The 10,333-nt window shown below is 52.5% G+C and carries 4 protein-coding genes; 3 read left to right on the top strand and 1 reads right to left on the bottom strand.

The window, feature by feature from the left end:
* The coding region (locus ACWA6V_RS10055; RefSeq protein ID WP_449522361.1) for a winged helix-turn-helix transcriptional regulator at positions 1-286 on the bottom strand (286 nt) is incomplete at its 3' end.
* A 548-nt stretch (positions 287-834) separates the two neighbouring features.
* Between ACWA6V_RS10055 and ACWA6V_RS10050 the strand changes: the two genes are divergently transcribed.
* From ACWA6V_RS10050 to ACWA6V_RS10040, 3 genes are all read left to right on the top strand, one after another.
* Positions 835-7,086, top strand: coding sequence for a pectinesterase family protein (locus ACWA6V_RS10050; RefSeq protein WP_449522360.1), 6,252 nt, complete (start codon positions 835-837; stop codon positions 7,084-7,086).
* 167 nt (positions 7,087-7,253) lie between these two features.
* Positions 7,254-7,781, top strand: coding sequence for a PEP-CTERM sorting domain-containing protein (locus ACWA6V_RS10045; RefSeq protein ID WP_449522359.1), 528 nt, complete (start codon positions 7,254-7,256; stop codon positions 7,779-7,781).
* A partial coding sequence (locus tag ACWA6V_RS10040) for a pectate lyase family protein (protein ID WP_449522358.1) occupies positions 7,778-10,333 on the top strand: 2,556 nt, incomplete at its 3' end. The genes ACWA6V_RS10045 and ACWA6V_RS10040, both read left to right, overlap by 4 nt.

Genomic DNA, 10,333 nt, shown 5'->3' with positions numbered 1-10,333 from the left:
TTATCTCCACCACCTTGCTGCCTTTCTCCGTTAAATAATATTCCGTGCGCGGTGGTAATTCTTTGAAAGTTTTTTTATCAAGCAAACCGTACTCCACCAATTTGCGGAAGCGTTCGCTGAGTACTTTAGTAGAAATACCTTCGATGCTGCGTTCCGGTTCGCCGGGGCGGTGGATGCCTTTACCGACATTGGTTAATACAGACACTGACCATTTACAGCCGATTACGTCTTCCAGTTTTTGATAGCTGGAGCGGCTGCGCGCTGAAATATTTTTTGCGTTGTCCATCAACAATTTACCCCAAAAAGTAACCCGGGCACCAAAAAGTGCTTAATGGCTTGCCCTCCCAGTTTGTCGCTATATTCCATATTTGTTTAATAATTAGTCGCATTCAGGGCTAGCGCAGGGTAAAACCTTGGGTATAGAATGCGATCACCTTCACAGAAAGGTAATAAGAGACGTCATTAACCTGCTTTATCGTCATGCATCAATAAGTTTAATTTCGCATGTTGGCTTGGTTGGCGGACTCGACAATAAGAGGCAAAGCCTCAAATCCCCGGCAAAGTGTGTTCCTCAATCCAGTAGTCCGTCTCGATCAATTCCTTAGGGATGGGTTCGGGTATTCGCCATTTTTTTTGCATAGATTTACAGCCTTGAGCTGTGGCCGTCAGCTGCGCTTTTCTGCGGCGATGGACCTGATAATAAACGTTAAACATCGGTAGTGATTTTCAGTAAACGGTTGGTACCAGAGGCTATCGTCAGCCCTGCTGGTGGTGGTTCTTTGTCTGAATTTGGCGCAGGCCAGATCCAAGAATAACTACAACTGTGAGAGCACCATGAAAATCCATCTGCTAGTCGCTGTTTTACTCTCTGCCTTGCTTAGCGCTTGCGGCGGCGATTCCAAAAAAGGAACGTCGCCCGCCAGTTCATCGCCAGTAGGTACTCAAAAATCGAGTGTTTTGGTACAGACCAGCTCCACTCAGATGACCAGTAGCCTTGCCACTTCATCTGCTCCAAACCTGATGGTTGGTGTATTGGTGGATGCCTTTGTAGCGGGGATTGGCTACCGCACCGAGACCCAGTCCGGCGTCACCAATGCGCAAGGCGAATTCAACTATTTGCCGGGTGAGACGGTGACCTTTTTTATCGGTGCACTGGAGTTCCCTCCGGTACCGGCCAAGGGCATAGTGACGCCATTGGATATGGCGCAGAGCCTAAACCCCAGTTCGCCCGTGGTGCTGAACATCGCGCGGTTACTACAATCTCTGGATACCGACGGCAACCCCGCCAATGGCATTAGCATCAGCTCGGCCGCCGCGTTGGTTGCGACCCAAGTGGATTTCAACCTCGGCCTGAACCAGTTTGCCGCATCCCCGGAAGTCTCCAATCTGATTGCCAATTCCGGCTCGACCACTACAACTATCGTCTCTGTCCAACAGGCATTGGCGCACTTGCGCGATACCTTGGAGTTGGTGGGTGTTCCTGTCGATGAAAGCTCCAGCTCAAGCCAGAGTTCAGAAGTTCAGGTACCGGCGAGTTCGACAGCGCAGTCTTCTGCAGCCACCAGTGTGCCGGTGGTGCCAACACCGTCCAGCTCTGCTTTGTCGAGCACCGCTGCTGCCAGTTCGGTGCCCGCGAGTGCCGCTTCAAGTTTAGTGCCGTCGAGTGTGGCACCTTCCAGCACTGCATCTTCTAGCGTCACGTCTTCTAGCATAGCGGCGCTTTCAAGTTCGGCGCCTTCCAGCACAGCATTATCCAGTATTGCATCGTCCAGTCGTGTAGCGTCCAGCGTTGTGACCAGCGCGCTCGCGTCTAGTCGGCCTATTGCAAGTTCAGTGGCGGCTAGCAGTGTTGCGTTATCCAGTGCGCCGTCGAGTGCATCGGCATCCAGTCACTCAAGTTCTTCGCTGGCAACGGCAGCACCTGATTTCAATACCGTTTACGGGTACGCCTCGCTTAATGGCGGCACTACCGGCGGTGCCGGTGCCAATGCGGTGGAAGTGGCAGTGTGTAACGGTGCGGATTTAACCGCTGCGCTGACCAACCCGGTCTATGCCGATAAACCTCTGACCATCTATGTGGATGGCGTAATTACCTGGCACAACTCGGGCAATAAAGACATCAAACTCAATCGTCCCAATGTATCGATTATCGGCCGCGGGAATGACGCAGAATTTTGGGGCACGGGTATCCATATCACCGCCAGCAATGTGATCGTGCGCAACTTGAAGATGTACCACGTACCGCAAACCCGCGGTCAGGGCGATATCATTACCATCGATGGCCGCAATGGCCCAGTGCGCAATGTGTGGATTGACCACAACGAGCTGTACAACGATTTGGACGTGGCTGTGCCCGAGGCCATCACCGACCCGGTTGCCCAGGCGGAGTACAAAAAGGATTACTACGATGAGTTGGTGAGTGGCCGCAGCGATGTGGCAGATATCACTATCTCCTACAACTACCTGCACGACAGCTGGAAAACCTCGCTCTGGGGTTCGTCTGATGAAGACAACTTTGACCGGCGTATCACCTGGCACCACAACTATTGGCACCACGTGAATTCGCGCCTGCCGCTGTTCCGCTTTGGTAAAGGCCATATCTACAATAACTACTACCATAACGTAGACACCTCGGCGATCAACTCGCGCATGGGAGCCATCATCCGCGTTGAGCGCAACGTGTTTGAAAACACCAAAAACCCGGTGCTGTCGCAAGACAGTATTGCCGTTGGCTATTGGGAACTGATCGAGAACCAACTGCGCGATGGCGTCACCTGGGTCGATAAAGAGGGCGAGACCAATATCATCGCCGATGAATTGCTGGCCGATAACACCTCCACCGGCACCTTGACCCTGCCACAGGATTACCTCTACGCACCCAGCCTGATTCCGGTGGAAGATGTGCCGGCGCATGTGCAGCAATACGCCGGCGTGGGCAAAATCACCACCGCCCCGGCTGAACTCGCCTGTACCCGCCCCGAGTGGGATATAGAGCCGCCCCCACCACCGACCAATGAGCCGGTCACGGCTGATCCGGCCTCGGTTAGTTGGAACCTGTTCAACGGCAATGCCAGCCCGTTCGATGCCAATGCCATCACTTTAGCTGATGGTGTTACCAATGCGCCGTTTGTAATCCAGGGCAGCGCAAGTGATTTCACACCAACCGGCGTAGGTGCTGTGCTGTTTGACTCCACTTCGCTCGGCACCAAAAACAACCGTGCCCGGATAAGCAATGTGGGCCGTAACGATGGGGTTTACCCCAAATATTTCACCCTGATTGCCGGGGTCAAAGGCTTTAACCCGCCCGCCAATGCGCGTGTACTGGAACTGGAAACCACCTTCGGTGGCACGGCCGATACCGCTGCCAGCCGGTTAAAAGTCGTGTTGCGTGCCGATGGTGCCAGCAACTATGGCGTTCAGTTTGAGGGTGCACCAGCACCTAATACCGCCTATGGTTTGGCGATGGACGAATACCGCGTCTACCACTTTACCGTGGCGCTCTCTAGCCCCACGACTGGCTGGGCGCGCGCCTACCTTAACGGTTCTGACACCCCGGTACTGAATCAGGAAGAGGTGCAATTTGCTACCACTACGGCGACCAATAATTACCTGCAAATTGGCGATGGCGGTAGCAATAGCTATAAAGCGCTGGTGGATTGGATGGTCTGGACCGATGCGGGGGCTTATACCCCGGCGCAGTTGTCCGGTTTGTTGCCCGCCAATATTGGCTGCGTGAAAGGTTATGGTCCTTCCGAAAACCTGCTTGACTGCGATTTTAGCGCGGTAGGTGCCAGTTCATCTGCTACCAGCAGTTCGGCCGCCAGCACCACATCCGCTGCAACGTCCTCGACCGATACATCGTCAGTAGGCGTAGTGGTGGGCAGTTCCACCAGTGCGGCCGCGTCATCAGCGGCAGCAACGTCGTCCAGCACCGCCAGCGCGGCTACTGTCTTTGCTTGCGCGAACGAAGCGGGGCTGTATTTCTGCGATGATTTCGCCAGCGGTGCAGGCAACTGGGATCTTCTACCAGCGGGCACTACAGCAAATGGCGTGTTTGATGTGCTCAACGACGCGGGCAATAACAATGTGTTGCGCTATACCGCTGCCAGCAGCGGTGCGCTTGGCGGCCTGGTGGCGCTGATCAAACCGGAGCAGCTTGCGGCAGTTACCTCGGCCGATTACTACGTGGAAGCGCGCATCCGCCCGCGCCTGAATTCCAGCGGCACGGCGCAGCGCAGTATTTATGTAATGGCACGCTATCTGGATGTAAACAACTGGTACGGCATGGGCATGATCGCCCATGAAACCAACCAGCCGCGAGTGGAGATTGTGGAGCGCAGTGGCACCGGCAACCCGGCCAGCACCGGCACCATGCGCTACAACACGGCCATTAGCCTCGGCACCGCCGGCGCCACCAATGGCGAATGGTACAAACTGCGTCTGGAGTTGATCGGCACTGAAATGAAGTTGTACCTGAATGACTTGCAGGTGGCCAGCTTTAGCGATGTGAGCCTGACCGAACGCGGTTCTATTGGTATTTTTACCAGCAACCGCTCGTTTGAAATCGACGATTTCAAGGTCGGCAACGCCAATGACAAACCACCAGTGCCATCCCAGTTAACCATTTCGCCTACTGCTAGCTACAGCGCCGAAGTGGGCGATGCCGCGCGCGTGATTACCGTTACCGCCAAAAACCCACAAAACACCGACGACACCTTTACGGTGGAATCGAGCAATCCTGCAGTGGTGGCGGTGAGTACGAGTGGCTATCAAGTTAGCCTCAATCCGGTGGGCGAGGGCACTGCGACTATTACCTTTACCAGCGGTTCCGATGCCAGCCTGACGCGCACGCTCACGGCGACTATTGCGCCCCAGTTTGTAATGCCTACCGCGAGCTACAACCTCACTGGTCTGGTATCGCCTGCGGCGAACGAAACCAATGTCTATGCGGATACCAGTCTGAGCCTGACGTTTGACTCACCGCCTACCCTGGGCACGGTGGGTGCGATTCGCATCTTCAAAAGTAGCGATGATTCGGTGGTGGATACCATCAAGCTGGTGGATCACAAAGACACTATCGGCTATGGCACTTACCGCACGCTGAATACCCGCCCGATCAGTATTTCGGGCAATACCGCAACCATCGCCCTGCAAAGCAAAAAGCTGGAGTACAACACCAGTTACTACGTGGCGGTAAGTGCATCGGCTTTTACCGGCGCGACCCTGGCGACCCTGCCATTTGAGGGTATTGGTAAAAACGCCAGTTGGACGTTTACCACCAAACCGGCGCCAGCGGCGGGTTTGACCTCGCTCACGGTGGATGACACCGGCAACACCGCCCACTTCCGCACCCTGCAAGGCCCGCTTAACTACGTCATGCAAAATTTGGCCAAAACCGATGCCGCCACTATTACCGTCAACAACGGTACTTATCCGGAGCTGCTGTATCTACGCAACAAAGACAACCTCACCATTACCGGCGAGAGCCGCGATGGCGTGTTAATCCAGTACCAGAACTCGGAGGGTTTGAACCCGGGTTCTGCCGGTCGTCCGGTATTTTTAGTCGAGTTGGCGGACATGTTGACGTTGGAAAATCTCACCCTGAAAAACACCACCATCAAAACTGGATCGGGCGGTCAGGCAGAGACGATTTACTTCAACTCTACAGGTCGCCTGGTGGCCAAAAACGCAAACTTCATCAGCGAGCAGGATACTTTGCAGCTTAAAGGCTACAGCTGGTTCTACCGCACTTTGGTGGCGGGCAATGTGGACTTCATCTGGGGTAATAACAATGTATCGCTGTTTGAGGAGAGTGAGATTCGCTCGCTGGGTGACAGCAGCAACGCCAATAACGGTGGTTACGTGGTGCAGGCGCGCACCCTGACGGCGGCCGATAAAGGTTTTGTGTTCCTCAATTCCAATCTGACCCAAGGCCCAGGTCCGGTCGGCCACACCATTCCCGCTGGTGCGACCTATCTTGCGCGCAGCCCCGGCGGTACCACCACCTGGGATAACGTGGTCTTTATCAACAGCCGTATGGATACCCATATCAACGCAGCCGGCTGGGCAGGGGCTGGCGTGAACGGCCAGCCAGCACCTAACCCGGTTACACCAACCGCCACCACCGGCTGGCGTGAATTCGCCACGATGAATGCCAATGGCGACAGCATCAGCCTTGCCAGCCGTGTGGGTGGCTATGAGTTGACGTTAGGCGAGGTGATGAACGACTACTGCAATCGCGCGCAAATTTTTGCCGCTTACAATTCCAGTGCCGGTTGGAACCCGCTGCCGGGCGACACTACCGATTGTGCCAACTTCGGTCAGGCAAGCAGCTCGTCCAGCAGTGCAGCCAGTGTGGCGAGCGAGAGCAGCAGCTCGGTCTCTAGTGCGAGTTCTGCGGCATCTAGCGATGTTTCCAGTTCTGCATCGAGCGAGAGCAGTTCGAGTGTAGGTGCTAGTAGTGAAGCCAGTTCATCGGTTAGTTCAGCTTACGTTCCTACCACCGATATCTGGACACCGACATACGCTGCCCTGCAATCGGCAGTGGCGGCAGCACCGGCGGCCAATGCCAATGCCAACTTCAATGTAACAGCGACGCCAATCACCATCGACGGCATTACATTTTATTCAGCAACAGCAGGCAGTTTGCGTTTGCATCTGAACAGTGCGGGCACTGAATATGCGATTAACTACAACGGCACTTCCGTAAAAGATGACACTGCCGGCACACCCGTCACTTTTGTTGAGGGTGGCACTCAAGTGAATCCAACCGCATTGAATATTGGGGGTGGTGTGACTCGTTTTATCTCTGTGCCATTTACACCCAGCGCGCTGCCGATAACTTTAACGGTTACCTATTCAAATGGCAGCGCAACGGCTCCGGGTGCTTGTCAAAATGGCCAGGTTGCGATTGTTGACCAAAATGGCAAAACCTGGAAAGTAGGGTCTTCTTGCAGCAACCCGAATAAAACCACCTTAACCGCAACCATTGCTGACCCGACGGTTTCAGAGTTATTTATTCTGATGAGCCGCAACGGCGATGGCGGTGGTGGCATCCGCATTTGGCAAGTGGAGGTAACCCAATAAATCTGCGTAAACAAAACGACCGGCCACTATGCCGGTCGTTTTGTTTTGGTTGAAAATTCCAGCCGACAAATTGCGTTACCAGAAGGACACCATAAAAAAATTTCAATCGGACAATGTTATTCAATCAATACCCCACTTTTTAATTATTTTAATAACAGGGGTACGCCATGAAACTGAATTATTTTAAATCCATAAGTTTGCTGTTTACATTTTTATTCTGTGTTGCCAATCCGACCAGAGCCGCACTGATTACGACTGAATTTTCTGAATTGGTCGGCAATCAGGGCACAGTGGACATTAATCTCTCGCTCGCTAGCGGTGAAAACTTTAGCGGTTTTTCGCTGTATTTTTCTGAAACTTTGTTTTCTGATCTGGATATTATTTTCAGCCCGGCTGATTGGGACAGCCTTGTTGTGCAACCCGATGCACTGCTCGGTGCAGGCCTGTTTGATAGTTACAACCCGGCGGGTTTGAGCTCGGGTGTTGCACGCGTGTCGTTTACTTATCTCTCCATACTTCCGTTTGATGCGTTGGCCTATGATTTTTACGATGCGGATTTTTCCATCGTTGAATCAGGATCATCTACGAACGTCACCACTCCCGTGCCTGAGTCTTCGTCGACTATTTTGTTTTTGCTCGGTTTGATTGCAGTGGCATTGCGTCAGTCCACTAAACGTCAGCAGGTGGCAGCATGAAAAATCGAAACCTGATAAAACATTTTGCGTCGCTCTGTGCGATTTTATTTTCAGCCAACAGTTTGGCGTTGGATCTCAACGTGGTTACGCTCAATAAACTAAGTGAAACCCGCATTGATCGCACCACTTACGATTATGTATTTTCCGTCACCGTACAAAACGGTGCGCAAGCCGTTAACAATGCGGCGCAAACCTTAACGGCGAGCGGTGCAGGCACTACCATTCTTGACGGCAGTGTGTTGCTCGGTAATCTCGCTAGCGGCGAGCAAATAACACCGGCCGACACTATAAAAATTCGCCATAACCGCGCGCTGCCATTTGATCAATCGGCATTGGTGTGGTCCGCCAGTGGAACACTGGTGGCTTCATCGTCCAGCGCGGCAAGCAGTGTTGCAAATCGAGTATTGTTGAATGAGCCATTTAATATTGATAAAGCAACTTTGTTCAGCGCGGCTTATCGTTCCATTTCAACCGATTCATCTGCGCCATTGTTTTTTGTAACCGGTGGCAACAGCGGCATTACGATTGCTAATAATCAATTAACGTTAGCAGCAGCGCGCCTTACCATTGGCAATAAACCGCCACGCACTAACACCACGTCAGGCGATTCCAGTGTCAATGGCGATTTTGATTTAAGCAAGCCCTATCGCATTTCATTTCGCGTTGTTACCGCGTCGGGTTCCGGTGCGCTGCAAGTGATGGTGGATAACAATACCACTAGCGCGGGCAATTCAGTACACGGCAGTGCATCGCGCATATTTAATGCGAGTGCCAACAGTTTAGTGGCAGGGCAAGTGATTGAATTGTTGCCCACCATCGGCACGGCAAATTCATTTATTTCGCTGCGCACGGAAAGTTCTGCGTCGGTAACAATTGATGATGTGGTCATTGAATATCTCGGTGGTGCGGTTACCAGTTCTGCAGCGCCCTCATCGACAGCGGCCTCATCAATTCCTGCATCCAGTAAAAGCAGTACACCGCAGAGTTCCAGTGTGGCGACGTCAATCAATACTTCATCCAGTGTCGTTGCATCGGTTGCGCCAAGTAGCATAGCAACCAGCCAATCTTCCAGTAGTGTTGCTTCCTACAACGGCGCACTGCGCCCGGCAAAAATGGAAGGCTTTGCAGCCCATGCGGGTGTGACCGGTGGGCAAGGTGGTGCAGTGGTAACCGTGACTACCGGCACGCAATTAAATGCAGCACTCTGCGCGCGTGCGACTATGAGTACACCGGTTACCATTTTGGTGAACGGCACTATCAGCCACGCCAATACCACAGCGCAAGGTTGTAATACCCAAGCCGATGTCATTGAAATAAAACAAATGAGCAACATTTCCATTATCGGTGTAGGCACCAACGCGCTGTTTGAAGAAATGGGTATCCATGTGCGCGATGCGTCCAACATCATTTTGCAAAATCTGCATATCCGCAATGTGAAAAAAAGTGGTTCACCTACGTCTAACGGTGGCGATGCGATCGGTATGGAAACCAATGTGGATCGTGTGTGGATTGACCACAATCACCTTGAAGCATCCGGTGGTGAAGAAGACGGTTATGATTCATTGTTGGATATGAAAGCAGGCGTGACTAACGTAACGGTTTCATACAACTTGTATAACGATTCCAGCCGCGCCGGTTTGATCGGTTCAAGCGATAGCGACAACAAAAACACCAACATTACCTTCCATCACAATTGGTACAAAAATATTGAACAGCGCACGCCGTTAATTCGCCATGCGCTCGTGCATATGTACAACAACTATTGGTCGAACGATCGCATCGACTATATGTTCCATGCGATCAACTCGCGCATGAATGCCAAAGCCTTGGTGGAAAGCAATTATTTTTATAATGTCAATAATCCGCTGATCGCCTCCGACGATTCGGATGTTGCCGGTTGCTGGCAAACCAATAATGAAAACACCGTACTGCCATCGATTTATTACAGCCGCACTGTCGGCAATGGTGCCTTGGTAGTTCCAGAAGTGGTGGATGGACAACTGCAATCAACCTGCAGCGTGACCGTGCCTTACACGGTTGAAATGGATCACTCATCCACAGTGCCGGAAATTGTGATGGCTAACGCAGGCGTTGGAAAAATTACGCCCTTTGTTAATGGCTCCAGCAGCAGTTCAAACCCTGCCTCATCGAGCGTTGCGTCGCTTTCGTCCACCAGCAGCAGCTCTTCAAAAAGCAGTTCGTCTGTAATTAGTTCTTCAATCGCCAGCTCTGCGATTTCATCGAGCGTCAGTAGTTCATCATCGAGTGCAGCTTATATTCCGGGCGATGTAAACCTGAGTGCGGACTGTATTAATCTCGCCACTAATCCGAACGTCAACTGGCGCGATACCACCTTGCAAACCGATCAGGAAATTGTGGAGTGTTTATACAAAACGCTCGGCACGCCGGTGGGCTATGGTGAAAATGCCAAAGGCGGATACGATCCTAATGGCAATAGCAAACTCACTATCATCACTAAAAATTCCAGCACTTCGGTTGCCGCGAGGGGTTCACCTTCCGCCTGTTCAATGTTGTCAACGGCCAAATCGGCC

This window comes from Cellvibrio sp., from assembly GCF_053579595.1.
Note: the sequence above shows the minus strand (reverse complement) of the source record. Positions and strands in the feature narration are given on the sequence as shown.